Origin of the sequence: Rhodococcus sp. 21391 (assembly GCF_016772255.1) — a bacterium.
Taxonomy (GTDB): Bacteria; Actinomycetota; Actinomycetes; order Mycobacteriales; family Mycobacteriaceae; genus Rhodococcus_F; species Rhodococcus_F opacus.
The window spans coordinates 208,468-225,182 of record NZ_CP063783.1 but is presented as its reverse complement, the minus strand read 5'-3'; the positions used below and the strand labels follow the sequence as shown (position 1 = coordinate 225,182).

Genomic DNA, 16,715 nt, shown 5'->3' with positions numbered 1-16,715 from the left:
GACGGCCTTACACCTACTCACCGAAGACTGTGCCGCAATTCCGGCGGTGCAGCGCCTCCCGGACTCGGGTCACAGCGGCACCGAACCTTACCTCGCGAAGGCCGCGCGCCGGCCACATCCCCAGCAGCCCGGAGAACACCGCCGTGGCCGTGCCACCACACTCGGAGTGTGGTCACCCACAGCCGGCATCATTCTCTTCCGCACCGCACTCACACGGTTCACCCGAAACCGACTGCGGCGGCGTGCACGCAAGTGATGAAGGGGATCGACGATGGAACCGCACGAACCGCACAACCTCAATCCAGGGCCAGGCCCCGATCCGTCCCGGGTCGCCGTGGTGGTCGCCGGTGCCGGAGCGCGCGGAGCCTACGAGGCCGGCGTTCTGTCCGTCGTCGTGCCATTCCTGCGCGCGGCCGGCATCACACCGGATCTGTTCATCGGCACCAGCGCCGGAGCGATCAATGCGACGCTGTTCGCCGCCGGCGCCCACCTGCCAGCCGACGAGCAGGCCGCCGCCGCCCTCGCGGTCTGGCGGAGCGTGGACATCGACGACGTGTTCCGGCCACTGATGTACAGCGGACCCGCCACGATCGCACGCTGGACCGGTCAGCTCTGCGGAATACCGGGGATTCGCCTGACGAGTCTGGTCGACACCACGCCACTGGCCCGGACCGCCCACCGATTGGTCGCCTGGCGACAGCTCGCAGCGAACCTCGACGACCGACGGACGTCGCTGGCGGTGGTGACTACCTCGGCCGCCGACAACCGGACGGTGGTCTTCGTCGATAGGAACGGTGCCGACCCGCTCCCGCCACCGGACGCCAACCGCGCGATCGACTACCGCGATGTGCGGGTCACCGCCGAGCACGTCCGGGCCTCCGCCGCGATTCCGGCACTGTTCCCCGCGGTCGAAGTATCCACCCCCAACGATGCGCGAGGCTGGTACGCGGACGGTGGGATCCGGCTCAACGCCCCACTCAAACCGGCGCTGTCCCTGGGCGCGCACAAGTTGGTCGTCGTCGCCACCCACCCGGCGGTCTACCCCCCAGTGCCCAACACCGGCGAGGAGCCGGGACCACCGGATGTCGACGACATGGTCGTGCGGGTGCTCGATGCCGCTCTGGTCGATCGGATGGTCGAGGATCTGCGCACCCTCGGCAAGATCAACGAACTCGTCGCCGATGGTCGCCGGACCGGCACCACCACTACGTCGATGTGCCCTACCTGTTCTTCGGCCCCGAGACGCGCGGTTGCCTCGGCACCCTCGCCGCCGAGACATTCGACGACCGGAACCGGTGGCCGGCCGGCGCATGGCGCATGCTTCGCAATCCGGACCTACTTCTCCTGGGACGACTGCTCGGTGGCGACGGCGCCCGCCGCGGAGACCTCCTCAGCTACCTGCTCTTCGACCGCGGATTCATCAACGCCGCAATCTGTATGGGACGACGGGACGCACACCTGCTCCTGGCAGGCACAGACCAACCACCCTGGCTCACCGGAGCGCCGAAGCACGTCCCGCCCCAGCGGATCTCCGTCCACGCCGCAATGCAGACGCACGGCGCAGGAATCGGCGCCGAGACCACCGACACTGCCTGATCGGATCCTTATCTGCTCGCACTTCCCGGCGAGGTCGACCTCGGGCGCGGCGGTCGCGTCGCGGACGGTGGCCACGAACTGTGCCAGCTGGCCGGCGCTGACCGTCATGTCCTCGGTTCCGTAGTTGTCGCCCCCAGGCTCGCCGCCGTAATTGAGCGCGAACACGCAGTACCCCGCGGCGGCCAGTCGCGGACCGAGCGCCGCCCAGTCCGAGTACGCGTTCGAGTCCGTGCCGTCCACCAGCACCACTGGTCTCGGATGCACGGCGGTGGGGGTGCAGGTGAAGTCGTTGACGCCGGGCGGAACCGATCCCGGGTGCTGCCGCGCGTACCGGGCGGCATCGTGATGCGTAATGTGGGCGGGACCGGCTCGGTCCGGGACCTGCCACACCGAAATCGCCCCGGGTAGGTCCGGAACCTCCTCCGCCGCCGCGACCGGCGCCCAAAGAACGCTCATCGCCAGCCCCATGCCCAACGCAGCGCCCGCGCGGCCGTTCACCTCGTCTGTCGATGTGCCCGCATCCTGTCGCCCCCTGCCCTACATTCGCGACCCGAATATTCGTGCCGACAAACCTAAGCACCGCTGAACCGAATCAGCTCCGGGGACAGTGTGGAATATGTTGAGCGCAAACACCATTAGGTCGAATCGTCCAGTTCCGCTGGGTCGCGTCGACCGGAGCGCCGGGGTCCCTCGCTCCCGTGCTGCTCTTCCTGGTGCCCGCGTTCGTGTTGCTGGTCAACTGCCACACGATCGACTCCCGGCACCGCCCGAGGAGAATACGATCCGGATGCCCCGGGAGTGCCTTATGGCGCGACCGAGGTCCGCAGGATGCCCGACGGCGTCGGTCTCAGGACGCGGCTCAGCTGATCGAGCGGCACCGGCGTTTCGACCACTTCGTCCCACGGGTAGGTGTGTCGGGTGGCGTCGAGGAATCCGACAGCCTCGGCGAGGTGCCGAGGCTCGTAACTGTGACGTTATTCGATGGAAGTGGGCCGAGTGTGAGGGTCATGTCTCACCCGCCGCCACCCTTGTGTGCACCCCCGGGGGTCAGTCCCGTCGGCGCGCAGCGTCGGCGTCGAGCTGCGCGGCGAGCAATTGCGCCAAGTGGTCACCGCGACGATCGGTCAGATCCGACAACTGGGTCCGGCAGGAGTAGCCGTCGGCCAGGATCGTGGTGTCCGCGTCCGCCCCGGCCACGGCGGGCAGGAGGTGCTGCTCGGCGACCGCCACCGACACCTCGTAATGCCCCTTCTCCACCCCGAAGTTGCCGGCCAATCCGCAGCATCCGCCCAGCCGCTGAACCTGCGCGCCTGCCCTCTCGAGAAGCTGAGCGTCCGGACTCCATCCCATCACCGAATGATGGTGGCAGTGCGGCTGCGCGACAACGGACTTGCCTTCGAGAGACGGCGGTTCCCACCCTCGGTCCGTCAACAGTTCCGCGAGGGTGCGGGTTGCGTCGGCGACCGGTTCGGCCGCCGACCTACCGAGCAGTTCCGCGGCGTCCGAGCGCAACACACCCGTGCAGGACGGCTCCATTCCGACGATCGGAATTCCGGCCGCGGCACTACCGGACAGTGCATCCACGGTGTGGCCGAGGATCTTCTTCGCCGCGGTGAGCTGCCCGGTGGAGATCCAGGTGAGCCCGCAACACTGCTGCTTGTCGGTCAGTTGCGGCCGGTAGCCGGCGGCCTCGAGCACCTGCACCGTGGCGTGCCCGACCTCGGGGGTGAAGTAGTTGGTGAACGAGTCCACGAACAGCAGCACCGGGTCACCGGTCGTGACGCGGTCGTTCTCCGTGGCCTTGAACCAGGACCGGAACGTCTGCTTCGCGAACGGTGGGATGGTGCGGCGCTCGTCCACTCCGGCCGACGACAACGCCAGCGGTCCGATGCCGGGAACGCGCATCGCGGCGTTGACCAGACCGGGCGCGTGGCTGGCGATCTTCGCCCAGCGCGGAAGCCATCCCAGCGAGTAGTGCGAGGCGGGGCGGATGCGGCCCTTGTAGCTCTGGTGCAGCACTTCGGATTTGAACGCGGCCATGTCGACACCGGTCGGGCAGTCCGAGGAGCACCCCTTACAGGACAGACACAGGTCGAGGGCGTCGTGAACCTCGGGCGATCGCCAGCCACCGTCGATGTCGGTGCCGTTGATCATCTCCTGCAGCACGCGCGCCCGGCCGCGGGTGGAGTCCTTCTCCTCCCGGGTCGCCTGATACGACGGACACATCACTGCCCCGGTGGCGGTGTTGTCGGCCCGGCATTTTCCGACGCCGGTGCAGCGGTGCACCGCCTGGGTGAAATCTCCGTCGTCGTGGTGGTAGGCCAGGGCCAGGTTGCGGCGCAGGAGTGGGGCTGCGGGAATGCGCAGGTCCGCGTCGACCGGGTGGGGGTCGACCACCACTCCGGGGTTGAGGATGTTGTCCGGGTCGAAGACGTGCTTGACGGCAGCAAAGAGTTTCATCGCGTCCGGTGAGTACATCAGCGGCAATAGTTCGCTGCGGGCGCGGCCGTCCCCGTGCTCACCGGACAGGGATCCGCCGTAGCCGGCGACGAGTGTGCTCGCCGCGACCAGGAAGTCCCGGAAGATGCCGTCGCCGCCGGGCTTGTCGAGCGGCCAATCGATGCGCACGTGCATGCATCCGTCACCGAAGTGCCCGTACGGCAAGCCGGTGACGCCGAATTCGTCCATCAGGGCGTCGAAGTCGCGTAGGTAGTTGCCCAGCATGGCCGGTGGCACGGCCGCATCCTCCCATCCTGCGTGTGCGGGAAGGCCGGCAGGACTGCGGCCGGCCAGTCCGGCACCGTCGGCGCGAATCCGCCACAGCTGGGCGGTGCGGCCCTCGTCGGTGACCACGAGGCTGTCCACGGCTCCGCAGTCCCGTCCGACCTGCCGGGCCCTGGCGATCGTCTCGTCGAGGTCGTCGCCGACGACCTCGACGAACAACCAGGCCGCCCCCGCAGGCAACGGCGGAACCGCATCCGGGCCGCGGCGCTCGCGCACCACCTCGACGATCCGGGAATCGATACCCTCGCAGGCGGTCGGATCGAACTTCAGCACCAGCGGGGTCGCGTCACCCGCCGACGCGATGTCGGCGTACCCCAGCACGACCAGGACGCGGTGGGCGGGCTCGGACACCAAGCGGACCGTCGCGCGGGTTGCCACCGCGAGGGTGCCCTCCGTGCCGACCAGCATGCGGGTCACGTCGAACCGATTTTCCGGCAGCAGGTGTTCCAGGGCGTATCCGGACACCTGACGGCCGAATTGCCCGAGCTCGGTGCGAATGGTCGCCAAACCGGCGCGGGTGACCTGCTGTAGTGCACTCAGCGCCGGGGAGGCCGTCACCTCGCCGGCCGAACCCAGTTGCAACGACTCCCCGGTCCCGGTCAGAACGTGCAAGCCCTTCACGTTGTCTGAGGTCCGGCCGTATCCGAGCGTGCGCGAACCGCAGGCATTGTTTCCGATCATGCCGCCGATGGTGCAGCGAGTGAACGTCGATGGGTCGGGCCCGAATCGTAGGCCGTGCGGTGCAACGGCCTGCTGCAGCACCGTCTGAATCGTGCCCGGCTCGACGGTGGCGGTCTGTGCGTCCCTGTCGATCGACAGCACCCGGTTCATGTGCCGGCTGAAGTCGAGAATCAGTCCCGTCCCGACGGCGTTACCTGCAACGGAGGTGCCGCCACCGCGAGAGGTCAGCGGCACGCCCTCTCTGCGGCACACCGCGAGGGCGGCAGCGACCTCGTCGGCATGGCGCGGCCGCGCGACGACCAGCGGTCGCACCCGGTACAGGGACGCATCGGACGAATAGGCAGCGCGGGTGGTGCCGTCGGAGAGAACATCGCTCACTCCCGAACTGCGCAGCTCAGCGGCCAGTGATTCAGCGGAGATCATTCGTAGCATGCTACATGCACCTAGCATGCTACGAACAGCCCCGTGTTGTTACAGTGATCGGGTGGCAGACGAAGCGCTCGAACTCGAACCGCTCACCCCGTTCGCGGGACGACGGATGGAGCAGGCGATCGCGGCGGTGCGGGCGGCCATCGACGACGGCCGCATGAAACCGGGAGTGAAGTACTCGGTCTACCAACTCGCCGAGGGTCTGGGCATCTCCCGAACCCCGGTGCGGGACGCTTTGCTGCGCCTGGAAGAAGTGGGAGTCATCAAGTTCGAAGCACGCCAGGGCTTCCGCATTCTTCTCCCCCAGCCGAAGGAGATCGCGGAGATCTTCGCAGTCCGGTTGGCCCTGGAACTACCCGCGGTCCGCAAGGCCGCAGCCGTGGCCGACCCCACGCTCTCGGATGCACTGCAGCGGCAACGACGCCTGATGCAGGACGCCGCCGCCGGCGGCGACGAACACGAGTTCGCCCATCATGATCTCGGGCTTCACGACCTGATTCTCGACGCCGCCGACAACGCCCGAGCCCGCGCGATCGTCAAGACCCTTCGCGAGACCACCCGGCTGCTCGGGGCCAATACCGCCGACAAGACCAGAACACTCACCGACATCGACGACGAGCATGCACCCATCATCGATGCCATCATCGCCGGCAATCCAGTCGAGGCAGAGGCGGCAATGCGGGCACATCTGGAGAACACAGGAAGACTGCTGGTGACACAATCTATCCGCAGCGTTGGCGACCCGGGCCTGTCCACGGAAGAGATCTGGGCTACCGTCAATTCCTGACGGTAGCCGTCCCCAGACGGGGCCTACCGTCCCGCGACCGTGCCCGGTCTGGCGCATGATCGCGTGCGCGGCGGCGCCGGTGCGGAAGGCCTGGGTGACGAAACCCGGCCCGCAGCGAGTGCCCACCGAGTTGGGCGACGATGTTCTCGTCGTACCCGGCCTGGGCGGCGCGGCGGCGGATTGCCGCATGCACCGACGCCCGGACAGGGCGGTGCCCCCGAGGCTGCCATTCTTGCGGATCGACCGGAACAACGGCGACCGGGCCCTCATCCGCGGCAGCGCGCCGCGGCAGACTTGGTTGTCGAACGGCGGTGCGGTGCGCAGCAACCGGATCACCCCGGGACGGTTGGCGGTGTCGAAGGCGGCCCGACCTGCGCCCACCGGAAGTGTGCGCACGGTGGGCCACTGGGGCGCGAGGTGGTGAACGGCAGCGCCTTGACCGCTCCGGCGCCCTCCTGGTCGGTCTTCGATTGGCGCAGGCGGATGTCGATACCGTCGAGCCGGTGCACGCTGATGTCGCCGCAGTTCAGGGCGACGAGTTCGCTGCGCCAGAAGGCGCCTTCGAACCCCACCAAAATCAGGGCACTGTCACGCCGCTCGTACACCTCGGCCGCCCAGCCGGTAACAGCCCGCCGGACCGCGGAGACGATGGTGACGATGTCGTCGCCCAGCAGCGGCGCCCGCGGAATAGGTTGTGAGCGTATTGATTCGAGGATGCGCTCCTGCGCGACGAGCACGGGAGAGGGGCGCACACTCGCTTCACCGGGGATGCCTACCGCAGAAGCCGGTGAGCGCGACCTCTCGGACTGCGTATCGGATCGTCGGACCTCAGTTTCCTACTTTCGGCAGGGGGAGCGCGATGCGCAGTTTCGAGTCGATCGTCTGGCTGAGGGCGAGTGATTGGTCGAGCAACGGGCCCAAGGCTTGAACCTTCGTATCGGCCGCGGTCAGGGTGTTCACGATGTCCGCGGCCGGGGCGGCCGCCGCGTTCGCCTGATCGGTCGCGGACTGGCCGGCATCGATGATCCCGCCGAGCGGGGCGTCCGCGGACTTCAAGGCGTCCCCCAGAGACTGCAAGTGATCACCGAGCGAACCCAGAGTCTGGTCGGCTCTGGCGAGGGAGTCGAGTACCCCCACCACCTGGGGTAAACCCTCGTGGAGGGCCTGATCAGCGGGGGGCAACTGCTGCGCACCGTCCAGTGCCTGGTCGGTGGTGCCATCGACGATCTTCGCTTGTACCACTCCTTCTTTGAAGATGTCGTTCGAGATACTCAGATCGCGCGTCACGATCAGAATGCCAGCGAGAACCGCAATGGTAAAGGACAGGGCGATCGCCCAGGAGAGCCGAAACATCAAGTTCTACCTTTCACTCGCTCAGTGGTCGGCCACAAGCCGGTGCGGGCGGTCATGAGGGCGGTGCGGGTGCGACACCAAGGGCGGGGAGGTTCAGGTCATTGACCGGGGGGCCGATTACCGCGAGGAGGGGGCCGAACTCCTGCACGTGTGCGGCCTCTTCCCGAACGATTGCGAGGGTCGCAGAGATGGCGGAGGCTTTCGGGCCGAGCGCACCGAGGGATCCCTGGACGGTGGTCAGTCCGTGGTTGATCGCCTCCAGCTGGGTGGTCACCGATCCCACCGCAGTGGACAATCCGGCCACCGTCGGGCTCGCGGTGTCGGCACGACCGGTCACCTTCACGATGAGGTCGGGCAGAGGCGCCGCGATCTCGCTGACGGTACCGGTGGAGGCGTTCAGTGTCTTGGCTTGACCGGAGAGTTCGCTGGCCTTGTCGGTGAGTCCTTCGAGATCGTTCGCGAGCGGCGTCAGGGTCTGGATGTCGGAGGCCAGACGCGCGTGCTTGGGGACGAGAATCCCGGTCAGGGTGTCGAATTGGCCTGCGGAATCGATCAGCTCGAGACTGAGTTTCGACGGCCGCCCCAGCGGATCGCTCACATCACGCAGCGCGGGAAAGAACCCGTTGAGGGCGCACAGAACGACCGCCGACCCCGCACCCAGCACGAGTACGATCGCGGTCCACAACTTTTTGGTGATCATCGGTTCCCTCCGGGGGCAGGAATGAAGGCGTCGGTGGCGGGAACGAGCGCGAGCTTGTTCGTCGTGCGGGTGAGTTCCGCGTTGAGCTGGTTCACCAGGTCGAGTGCCTGGGTGAGTTCGTTGTCGACGCCGGTCACGGTCGTGTTCGCGCCTGCCGATATCTGGTGCAGGGAGGCCGCCGAGCCCTGCAATGTGGTGGCGACCCCCTCGAGCTGGCCGGCGATCTGTGTGTCACCTTGGCCGGCGGCGAGCAACGTGCGCGCGTTCGGCAGGAGGGCGTCGAGGTGGTCGACGTCGGTCGCGGTCGCAATGTTGAGCTGGGTCAAGACTCCTGTCAGTTCGTCGAGTTGTTTGCGGGCGGTGGCGGGCGCGGTCAGGTCCGCGCGTTGGGCGAAGAAGTCGTTGGTGAGGCGGAAGTTGTCCACGACGGTGCGCGCGCTGTGTTGCACCTGCAGCCCCTTGTGGATGGAGGCCACCACCAGTGCGAACAGGACGACGGCGATGACCGCGGCGAGGCGGCCCAGCCACTCGGTTGCCACCGAGAACCCGGTCGCGTCGGGGATCGCGGGCACCAGCACATCCGGCCGATGCGGCTTGGTGCCTTTCCGGTAGGGCAGCGCCGCCGCGGGCACATCGAATCGCTGATATCTGGTCAGGCCTCGGGGTGGGAAGGCGTCGGGAGGTAAATCGTTGCGCTGCTGCATATCACGTCCAGTGGAAGTAGTGTCGGATCGTCGACGGTGAAAGGGTGCTCAGCCGGGAAGTGGAAGCATCTGGTTGATCGTTTTCGCCGCCTCGACCGAGACCCTCAGGTCACTCACCAGCCCCTGCACGATCACCAGCAGCTGGTTGCCTTGCTCCCCGAACGCTTCCGCGGAGGACACCAACGGGAGCACGGTGTTCTGGACCTCGCCGAGGATGGACTGGATGTTGGTGAGCTGATCGTTGGTCATCTGGGCACCCGAGGTGCTGCTGGCCAGCATCGCCGCCGCCGGGGCGATCGCCTCATCCAACTTCGTCAGCAGTGGACCGAGCGCGGAGGTGGCATCGAGCGCGGTCTGTGCCGTGTGGGTGAGCTCGGTCAGTTGCCGGAGTTGGCCGGTCACTTTGTCGTTGACGTCGACGATGTCCTGGGAAGCGGCGATGCTCGTCACGTTGGCGCGCTGCTGGTTGTCGAGGCGGGTGTTCAGGTTGAACACCACGAACGTGAGCAGGCCGAGTACACCGACCGCCACGATCGCCAGAACCATCCGGGCGGGACCGCCGCGGCGTCCGAAGAAAATCACAGAACTTCTCCTATTTTCCTGACAGGTCGTTCGCGGATTCCTCCGCGGAGACCCGGGCATCGTGCACCTTCGCCGCTGTCGAACGGGCGTCGTCGAGGATTGCCCCCAACGTGGCGCTGTCGGCCGCGAGGGCCGCGGTAGCGCCGTCGACGGGAGGCTGCAACGAGTTGATGTGCGTTGTCAGAGTGTCGAGGGAGGCGACGAGGTCGGTCACGTTCGCGCCGGCCTGATCGAGCGTCGCCTGCACATCGCCGCTGATCTGACCGGTCAAGGTATGGAGCTCGGTAGTGACGGTCGCATCGGTGATGAGAACACTCGCGAGCGCGGTCTTCATCTTCTCCAGCGACGCGAACGCGGACAGGGTCACCTTCTCGTGCTCGACGATCTTGTCCAGCGCAGGGTTGTAGTTGCCGGCGGATACCACCGCCTGGTCCAGGCGGTAGGGGGTGGCGGTCAGGTTGTAGATCCGCGGGCCCAGGTAGAACACCGAGACCGGGATCAGGGCGAGCAGGAGCAACCCTCTGACGATGTTCGTGGCCTTCGACGCCCGAGGCGGTCCCCCGCCCTGCACGACGTCGTCGTCCGCATAGGGCAATTCGAACTGCATCGTCCGGTCCTCGGAGGCGTGACTGGCCGGGCGGCTGCGGCCCGAGAGCGAGGTCATGGTTCGATCACCGAGACCAACGCAATGGTGCGCAGCGCGGTCACGGTGTGGGTGAGCAGACCCTTCACGACGAGCTTGTGCTTCAAGATTTCCCCGAGCACCGTCATGCCCCGGCCGGTGAAGAAGCCCACCGGGATGAGCCCGCCGGCCTTCATCGGCAACTGTGACACATCCAGGATCTGATCGACGGTGGCGATGACGGTCACGGCTGGTTTCCCGACGACGTCGTTGTAGACGACCGCCTCGTCGGTGCCGAACACGATTGTGCAGGCGCTGTCGGTGTCCGTGCTGATAATGGAGACCGGTCGAGCGATCTTGCGTGCGAACTTGATTCGCGACGGAAAGTTCTCGAGGTTCTGCCCGAGCAGCATCCCGACGATGTTGGCGACGCCATTCGCGTCCTCACCATCGAACAAACTGACTGGGTACGTGCCGGATTCAACAGTAGTCATGAGGTGGGCCTTTCAGAGCAGGGTGACGGCGTTTCGTGCGGTCCTGCACGGACGACTCACCCGGATGAGGGGTCGGGCGCGTGCCCCGTGCGAGAGTTTCGTGGGATCAGACGTCCCAGTCGGTGGGGACCTGACCCCAGGTAAGCAGGAAGTTGTTGAGTGCTCCCGCGTTCTCGATCGCCGCGGACATCGGGCCCTTGGCGAACTTGATCTGCCCCTTCATCAGCAGCTTTCCGCCTTCTTCCTTACCCGCGGCGGCGGCCTGCCAGGTCTCGAGGCTGCCGTTGATGATCAGCCACAGCTCACTCTCGTCGAACGTCCGCGGCGTAAACGAGACGACCTTGCCCTCTTTGAATTCGAGATGGCAGGCGACATCGTCCCGGCCGATGACGCCGAATTCCAACTTGTTGGTGAACGTGTCAGGATCCTTGAAACCCTCGTACACCGCATCGTTGGCATTGACCGCGTCGAGTGCTGCGTCACACCACTCCTGTGAGAAGAGCTTCAGCTTGTCGGTCATCGATCCAATCTCCTTGTCCTTGATGGCCAGCGCGGCAATTACGCTGGTCGTGCTGCGCGGATTGTGCGGACCTGCCGTGCCACCGAAGGGGACACAGCGCCTCCCTGGACCCACCGTTCAATCACCCTGAGACCGTTCATACCAGCGGAGGCATCACGGCCTCGACCTTCTCCGTCCAGCTTGAGCATCGCCGACCAATTGTCGCGATCCAGGCAGTGGTCGGCGTACTGGGTCGTGCTGTTCGAACTCGGAAGGTCTATCTCTCAATCGACGATGGACACAGGGCCCTCCTGCTGTTCGCTCGCAGCCATGGCCACCCATCTCGTAGTGGCCTGCGCGACCGCGATATTCGTGAGCATGCGTTGGATCGTCTCCGTGAAACGGCGGGGCGTCAGCAGTCTGGCGCATGCGATCGCAGCATGAAGGATGAGTACGGGCATCTATCGAACCTTCCAGGCTTTCGGCGAGGTCCCGAGTCGAGGCATCGGTTACGTCGCGAACGCGGTATCTGCTGGGGGAAGCTGGACCAGGCGTACCATTAAAGAACCTCTAGCACGGGCCGCTAGTTCGTGGTGGTGATTTCGTCGACGAGACGGCGCCACCGACGTCCGTTTTCGCGCGCCCCCTCGGCATAGGCCTCGGGTGCTGTCAGAAATGGGGGACGGGCGGGCCCGGCGTTGATGTAGCCAGCCTCGTCGAAGCGGAGCTTCTCCAGGGTGACGTTGTACTTGGAGAACTCGGGGAAGTTGGTACGGGCGAGGAACGGCTCGTAGGTCCAGTCGATCCGATGGGTCAGATGTCGCGCCTCATCGAGGTTTCCGGACGCGAGTGCGTCCCGGAGGGCGAGCACGGGCTCCGGGCCGCACAACGCGCTGCTGCTCCAGCAACCAAGCGCCTCGTCCGGGTAGAGGGTGTGGGTCGCCAGCCAGTCGCTTTCGAGCGGCAGCAGCCGCATCTTGCCGTCGACCGCGGCGATGTCCACCGCGAATTTCGGGGTGACCGCAATGTATTTCGCGCCGATGACCTGGGGCAGCGTGGCGAGCTCGGCGTAGACCGGTGATGGGATCGGCCCTTTGAATGCTTCAGGGTTGTCGTAGAGCACGATCGCCATGTCGGGGAACGTGTCGGCGATATCGCGGTAGAAGGCGGCCATCGTGTCGGCGCCGAGTCCGCCCCACATCGGACGACCGAGGAACACCCCCTGGATCCCGAGACCTTCCAGGAAGCGGATCCGGTCGACGGTGTCACGGGTGTTCAGTGTGGTCGCCCCGATGAACAGCGGCAGGTCGGGGGCGACCTCGGACACGACTTCGGACACGCGCCGTGTGAATGCCTGCCACTCGGTGAGGGTCAGGGTTGCCATCTCGCCGAGCGTGCCGTTGGTGATGATGCCGTCGACGCCGTCGGCGATCAGCCGCCGGATCATCCGGTCCGTCTCCTCGAGGTCGACCGTGTCGCGCCCGGTGAGCTCCCCCGCGCCGGGGAGGGCCGGGGTCGGCGTGACCGCGACGACGCCGCGCAGGTCATTGACTCCGAACTTCTGTGCCATGCCATCTCCGATGTGAAGGTGTCGTTTCCAATGTCGTCGTTGACGTCCTAACGGTTCGGGACGCGCCCCTCCACGGTGGCCGCTGAAGGTCAGGAACGGCCGGGCTGGGCAGGAATGATCGCAGCGGACACCAGCCCGACGGCGGGGACCGTCACCGGGCTGGTGGACGTCCGAACCCGTCACGGCGCGTGGGAGGAGTGGCCCGCCCACGCGCCGACCCTCACGGCGCGAGACCCGCCATCCGCGTCATACCGCGGACCCCGAGACCGCCGTCGCTGTTGATGATGGTGCCGGTCACCGCCGGGGTACGCTCCCGCGAGGCGAGAAGCGCGTATGCCCATGAGTGATCCTCAGGCTGGGCGACGATGCCCAGCGGATTGATGCCCTCGATCAAACCCTCGATGTCCGGCACGTCCTTGAGACGTTGGCCCTCGTTGGCCAGAGCGGGGATGCCGCGCAGCTCGGTGATGGTGCCGCCTGGTGCCACGCCGTTGACGCGCACCTTCGGCGCCAGCTCGTACGCGAGCTCGGTCACGAGGCCGCGGACGGCGAACTTCGACGACACATACAGCGGGCCGCCGCCACCGGGGTAGAACGCAGCGTTGGAGAGGGTGAGGATGATGTCGCCCTCGTTCTCGATCAGCTCGTCGAGCGCCGCCTTCACGCTGAGCAGGTTGCTCTTGACGTTGACGCCGAAGAGTTGATCGAACGCCTCGCTGATCTTGTCCTTGGGCAGTTGCGGAATCTCGGTGAAGTAGTCGAATACGCCGACGACGCAGACGAGCGTGGTGAGCGGCCCGAACGCGTCCACGACGTCGGCGACGGCGCGTTCGTTGTCGGCCATCGACGTGGCGTCGCCTTCCGTCACCACGACGGCGTCGACGGGCAGTGCGTTACGCAGGTCCTTCACCTTCTCCGGGGAGATCTCGAGGATCCCCACTTTTGCACCCTGTTGCACGTAGAGCTCGACCACAGCGCGGCCGATACCCGATCCGCCGCCGGTGACGAGCGCCACCTTGCCGTCCAGGAATCCCAAGGGAATCAGTCCTTTCTGAATAGAGCCGACAGGGGGCTCGCTTTGAGTTCCGAGCCCGGTCCGTAGGGCGTGTCGAGCAGCGCCGAGTACATGTCCGGCGTCTGCCAGGTGAGGCTCTCGAGTTGCAGCGGATCCAGATGGGTCTGGAATCCGAGGCGCGGCGAGGTGATGACGAGACGCTCACCACTGCCGGTGCGGGTGTAGCCGACCTGGATCACCGTGAACTCGTTGGCGATCTGGATTATCGGTTCTCCGCGGTCGTTGTGGATGATGCTCATGTAGGCTCCTCCGTCACATGATCAGGGCGAGGTTGTGTGTCATTATCGTGGTCTGATCAAGCAGCACAACACGTTTGGCGAGACGGAAGCCGTCGCCCGCGCGCCGGAGCACGTCCTTACGCTCGCCCGAGAGGACGTCGTAGGTAGCAACGTCACCGCGGGTGCGGTAGAGCAGCAGGTTCGAGGTGACCTCGAACTCGTCCTCGCTATCGCCCGGCGCGACTTGAACGTTGGTGACGAAGTGCCGTGAGCGCGACGGCGGGTCCTCTGCCCACGCGTACTCGGTCTCGAGGCGCAGCACCCGCATCTCCATCGAGTCCGCGTCGTCGTCCATGTGGGCCATTCCCTCGACGACGTCGGTCACGGCCTCACGCTCCCGGGTGACCCTCAGGGGCACAATGTAGCTCAGGTCCTCGGCGACGAGGTCCAGCCATTCCCGGTACTTACCGGCGTCGAGCAGCCCGGCCTCCATGTAGAGCCATTCGGTGATCTCACGGACGGTGGTGTCCGAGATCTGTGTCTGCGTACTCATGGCCTACGCCTCCGCTTTCGCTGGGGTCTTGGGGGCGGCCGGCGCCGACGTCTCCGCCTTGCCGTTGCTGTTGCTGTTGCCGGCGTGCAGCGGTGTGTCCGCGAGCATGAGCTGCATCCAGTATTCGAGGAAGTTGCGCTGGTTGGCCTCGGCGTAGTCCAGCGGGTAGGCCTCCCCGGGTCCGGGCCAGTTCGGGTCGGGCTCGAGAACGCCGCGCCCCATCTGGTAGTTGAGCTCCCCTGTCTTGGCGAACTGACCACCCAGAACACGGGTGATACTGCGCCAGTTCTCGGCGTCGTCCTGTTCGAAGGCGCCGGAGATCCCGAAGGTGCGCAGGTAGGCCTTGTAGCTCTCGTCCTTGAACCAGTCGGGCGCCTCCTTTTCGACGAGGAAGAACGACATCACCTCCATCTTGTCCGGTCCGAGCGGGTGCCACAGGCGCAGCGTCAGGAACGGCGTCGGCGGGGAGAGGTGATCCTTGGCCATCAGGAAGTTGCCGATCGACAGATTCGGGAACACGGTGCCATGGATGAAGGCATTGGGCCGGAAGATCTCGACCTGCTCCGGCGTGAGCCGACGCCCCAATTCCTCGACGATGTTCTCCGGCATGCCCATGAACTCCGGCAGCGGCATACCCGGCGGCGGACCGATGATGCCCAGGCCGTGACCGTGCTCGGTGTGGACGTGCTCTCCGTAGAGCGCGAACTGCGGGTCGGGCGGGGCGAGCCCCAGCTCGACCATCGAGCGGTGGGTCATCATGGTGTGGTAGGCGTCGCCGACGAAGTTGTCTGCGCCGAGCTTCCAGTTCGCGTCGACCACCCACCGCTGCGGGGCGCCGACGACCTGCAGCCCGGCGTCACTGCGGTCCAGAACAATATCGAGGTAGAACTTCATATCGCCGAGGTAGTCCTCCAGCGAATCGGCGTTCGGGTCCAGCGAGCCGAAGATCAGGCCCTTGTAGGTGGCCAGGTTCGGCATCGGCCGCAGGTTCCAGTCGGACTTCTTCAGCTGATTGCCGTACGCGTCCTTGCCGGCCGGCACGCCGACCAGACTTCCCGTGTTGCTGTAGGTCCAGCCGTGGTACGGGCACCGGAAGTGCGAGGCGTTCCCCATCTCCGCGCGGCACACCTGCATACCGCGGTGGCGGCAAGCGTTGAGGTGCCCGCGGATTTCGCCGTCCTCGTCGCGGCAGACGATGAACTGATCCTCGGAGATGTACCGCACGACGTAATCGCCGCGCTCGGGGATCTCACTCTCGTGCGCGAGAAAGACCCACGCGTGACCGAAGACCCGCTCGCGCTCGACGTCGTGCACCTCGGGATCGTTGATGATCGAGGCGGGGACGGTCCAGTCGGACTTCACGTCGTGCAAACCCTTCTGGAGGGTCTGCCGGAGTTCGTTGCTCAGCATGCTTTCGGCTTTCTCGAGTCAGACATTCTCTTTCTCCTTCTGGAAGTGCGGGCCTACGAACCCTGAAAGTGCGAGCCTGCGAAGCTAATTCGATCCCGCGCAAAGCCAGCCACTTGACTGACGTTCTAACATGTTAGTATCTTTGCTCACATCGGTCAACATAATTTTGTGTCGCAGGTCACCGACGACCGGATTGTGTGTCGTGGGCCACCAACAAGGAGAGCGCAACATGACAACACCCGTCCTTTCACCCGAGTGGATGCAGACATATGGCGAGCTGTGGAACAACACCGAGGCGACACGCCAGGGACTCAAGAAACTGAGCATGGTCATCGAGTACCGACTCGCCGAGGACGAGAGCCGCGCAGGTCAGATCCAGGTGGTTCTCGGCGAGGTCGTCCGGGCGGGCGCCCCGGCTGACGGCGTCAAGCCCGAGTTCGTGCTGACAGCCAATACGGACACCTGGCAGCGCCTCGGCCTGGGCGAACTCCCGGCAGCCAAGGCGATGGTCACCCGCGAGGTCAAGTTCCGCGGCCCCATGGCGGTCGCTATGGCGAACCTTCCCTCCCTGGAAGCAGCGATGAAGATGATGGGCCAGATCGACGGCACCGACTGGTCGGTGTAACCGGAAAGCCTCGCGCACGAGGGTGAATGTCCG

The 16,715-nt window shown here is 66.0% G+C and carries 18 protein-coding genes and 1 pseudogene; 4 read left to right on the top strand and 15 right to left on the bottom strand.

Annotated elements, in window-relative coordinates; all coding sequences use genetic code 11:
* Window positions 1-271: 271 nt before the first annotated feature.
* Entirely contained in the window at window positions 272-1,720 is a 1,449-nt protein-coding gene (locus tag GO592_RS43195) for a patatin-like phospholipase family protein (protein ID WP_007298114.1), read from the top strand.
* A 27-nt stretch (window positions 1,721-1,747) separates the two neighbouring features.
* Window positions 1,748-1,942, top strand: a complete 195-nt coding sequence (locus GO592_RS46860) for a hypothetical protein (RefSeq protein WP_039951636.1) — start codon at window positions 1,748-1,750, stop codon at window positions 1,940-1,942.
* 701 nt (window positions 1,943-2,643) lie between these two features.
* On the opposite strand, the gene GO592_RS43185 is transcribed toward GO592_RS46860, so the two are convergent.
* Window positions 2,644-5,493, bottom strand: a complete 2,850-nt coding sequence (locus tag GO592_RS43185; RefSeq protein ID WP_082324938.1) for an FAD-binding and (Fe-S)-binding domain-containing protein — start codon at window positions 5,491-5,493, stop codon at window positions 2,644-2,646.
* 52 nt (window positions 5,494-5,545) lie between these two features.
* Here GO592_RS43185 and GO592_RS43180 point away from each other — a divergent pair, with 52 nt between their 5' ends.
* Entirely contained in the window at window positions 5,546-6,277 is a 732-nt protein-coding gene (locus tag GO592_RS43180; protein WP_007298117.1) for a GntR family transcriptional regulator, read from the top strand.
* 39 nt (window positions 6,278-6,316) lie between these two features.
* Here GO592_RS43180 and GO592_RS43175 read toward each other — a convergent pair.
* The 14 genes and pseudogenes from GO592_RS43175 to GO592_RS43110 form a co-directional block, all read right to left on the bottom strand.
* Window positions 6,317-6,963, bottom strand: a pseudogene (locus GO592_RS43175) (integrase); the annotation flags it as partial.
* Window positions 6,964-7,105: 142 nt separating this feature from the next.
* Window positions 7,106-7,630, bottom strand: a complete 525-nt coding sequence (locus GO592_RS43170; protein WP_007298119.1) for a hypothetical protein — start codon at window positions 7,628-7,630, stop codon at window positions 7,106-7,108.
* A 52-nt stretch (window positions 7,631-7,682) separates the two neighbouring features.
* Window positions 7,683-8,330: a hypothetical protein gene (locus tag GO592_RS43165; protein WP_007298120.1), complete on the bottom strand. Its 648-nt coding sequence runs from the start codon at window positions 8,328-8,330 to the stop codon at window positions 7,683-7,685.
* A complete protein-coding gene (locus tag GO592_RS43160) occupies window positions 8,327-9,034 on the bottom strand; it encodes a hypothetical protein (protein ID WP_039951640.1) in 708 nt (235 codons plus the stop codon). The genes GO592_RS43165 and GO592_RS43160 overlap by 4 nt, the downstream gene beginning before the upstream one ends.
* 48 nt (window positions 9,035-9,082) lie before the next feature.
* Window positions 9,083-9,616, bottom strand: coding sequence for a hypothetical protein (locus tag GO592_RS43155; protein WP_007298122.1), 534 nt, complete (start codon window positions 9,614-9,616; stop codon window positions 9,083-9,085).
* A gap of 10 nt (window positions 9,617-9,626) precedes the next feature.
* The gene (locus GO592_RS43150; RefSeq protein ID WP_007298123.1) at window positions 9,627-10,280 is read right to left on the bottom strand and encodes a hypothetical protein; all 654 of its coding nucleotides are present in this window, start codon (window positions 10,278-10,280) and stop codon (window positions 9,627-9,629) included.
* Window positions 10,277-10,732: a hypothetical protein gene (locus GO592_RS43145; RefSeq protein ID WP_005570098.1), complete on the bottom strand. Its 456-nt coding sequence runs from the start codon at window positions 10,730-10,732 to the stop codon at window positions 10,277-10,279. Before GO592_RS43145 ends, GO592_RS43150 begins: the two co-directional genes overlap by 4 nt.
* A gap of 106 nt (window positions 10,733-10,838) precedes the next feature.
* Entirely contained in the window at window positions 10,839-11,252 is a 414-nt protein-coding gene (locus GO592_RS43140) for an SCP2 sterol-binding domain-containing protein (protein ID WP_005253633.1), read from the bottom strand.
* A 263-nt stretch (window positions 11,253-11,515) separates the two neighbouring features.
* Window positions 11,516-11,692 (bottom strand): hypothetical protein, encoded by a 177-nt coding sequence (locus tag GO592_RS43135; protein ID WP_007298125.1) that lies wholly within the window; start codon window positions 11,690-11,692, stop codon window positions 11,516-11,518.
* 122 nt (window positions 11,693-11,814) lie between these two features.
* Window positions 11,815-12,801: a dihydrodipicolinate synthase family protein gene (locus tag GO592_RS43130; protein ID WP_007298126.1), complete on the bottom strand. Its 987-nt coding sequence runs from the start codon at window positions 12,799-12,801 to the stop codon at window positions 11,815-11,817.
* Window positions 12,802-13,021: 220 nt separating this feature from the next.
* Window positions 13,022-13,837, bottom strand: a complete 816-nt coding sequence (gene hcaB, locus GO592_RS43125; RefSeq protein ID WP_007298127.1) for a 3-(cis-5,6-dihydroxycyclohexa-1,3-dien-1-yl)propanoate dehydrogenase — start codon at window positions 13,835-13,837, stop codon at window positions 13,022-13,024.
* Window positions 13,838-13,842: 5 nt separating this feature from the next.
* Window positions 13,843-14,115, bottom strand: coding sequence for a hypothetical protein (locus GO592_RS43120; RefSeq protein ID WP_005253629.1), 273 nt, complete (start codon window positions 14,113-14,115; stop codon window positions 13,843-13,845).
* Between the two features lie 13 nt (window positions 14,116-14,128).
* Window positions 14,129-14,647, bottom strand: a complete 519-nt coding sequence (locus GO592_RS43115; protein WP_007298128.1) for an aromatic-ring-hydroxylating dioxygenase subunit beta — start codon at window positions 14,645-14,647, stop codon at window positions 14,129-14,131.
* 3 nt (window positions 14,648-14,650) lie between these two features.
* Complete coding sequence (locus GO592_RS43110; RefSeq protein ID WP_007298129.1) at window positions 14,651-16,057, bottom strand: Rieske 2Fe-2S domain-containing protein; 1,407 nt, start codon at window positions 16,055-16,057, stop codon at window positions 14,651-14,653.
* Window positions 16,058-16,286: 229 nt separating this feature from the next.
* Between GO592_RS43110 and GO592_RS43105 the strand changes: the two genes are divergently transcribed.
* Complete coding sequence (locus GO592_RS43105; RefSeq protein WP_007298130.1) at window positions 16,287-16,682, top strand: SCP2 sterol-binding domain-containing protein; 396 nt, start codon at window positions 16,287-16,289, stop codon at window positions 16,680-16,682.
* Window positions 16,683-16,715 lie beyond the last annotated feature (33 nt).

Coding starts and splice junctions, on each gene's coding strand:
- GO592_RS43115 (WP_007298128.1), bottom strand. CDS start 14,647: ATGAGTACGCAGACACAGATCTCGGACACCACCGTCCGTGAGATCACC.
- GO592_RS43145 (WP_005570098.1), bottom strand. CDS start 10,732: ATGACTACTGTTGAATCCGGCACGTACCCAGTCAGTTTGTTCGATGGT.
- GO592_RS43140 (WP_005253633.1), bottom strand. CDS start 11,252: ATGACCGACAAGCTGAAGCTCTTCTCACAGGAGTGGTGTGACGCAGCA.
- GO592_RS43165 (WP_007298120.1), bottom strand. CDS start 8,330: ATGATCACCAAAAAGTTGTGGACCGCGATCGTACTCGTGCTGGGTGCG.
- GO592_RS43105 (WP_007298130.1), top strand. CDS start 16,287: ATGACAACACCCGTCCTTTCACCCGAGTGGATGCAGACATATGGCGAG.
- GO592_RS43195 (WP_007298114.1), top strand. CDS start 272: ATGGAACCGCACGAACCGCACAACCTCAATCCAGGGCCAGGCCCCGAT.
- GO592_RS43130 (WP_007298126.1), bottom strand. CDS start 12,801: ATGGCACAGAAGTTCGGAGTCAATGACCTGCGCGGCGTCGTCGCGGTC.
- GO592_RS43135 (WP_007298125.1), bottom strand. CDS start 11,692: ATGCCCGTACTCATCCTTCATGCTGCGATCGCATGCGCCAGACTGCTG.
- GO592_RS43110 (WP_007298129.1), bottom strand. CDS start 16,057: ATGCTGAGCAACGAACTCCGGCAGACCCTCCAGAAGGGTTTGCACGAC.
- GO592_RS43120 (WP_005253629.1), bottom strand. CDS start 14,115: ATGAGCATCATCCACAACGACCGCGGAGAACCGATAATCCAGATCGCC.
- GO592_RS43185 (WP_082324938.1), bottom strand. CDS start 5,493: ATGCTACGAATGATCTCCGCTGAATCACTGGCCGCTGAGCTGCGCAGT.
- GO592_RS43150 (WP_007298123.1), bottom strand. CDS start 10,280: ATGACCTCGCTCTCGGGCCGCAGCCGCCCGGCCAGTCACGCCTCCGAG.
- GO592_RS43170 (WP_007298119.1), bottom strand. CDS start 7,630: ATGTTTCGGCTCTCCTGGGCGATCGCCCTGTCCTTTACCATTGCGGTT.
- GO592_RS43160 (WP_039951640.1), bottom strand. CDS start 9,034: ATGCAGCAGCGCAACGATTTACCTCCCGACGCCTTCCCACCCCGAGGC.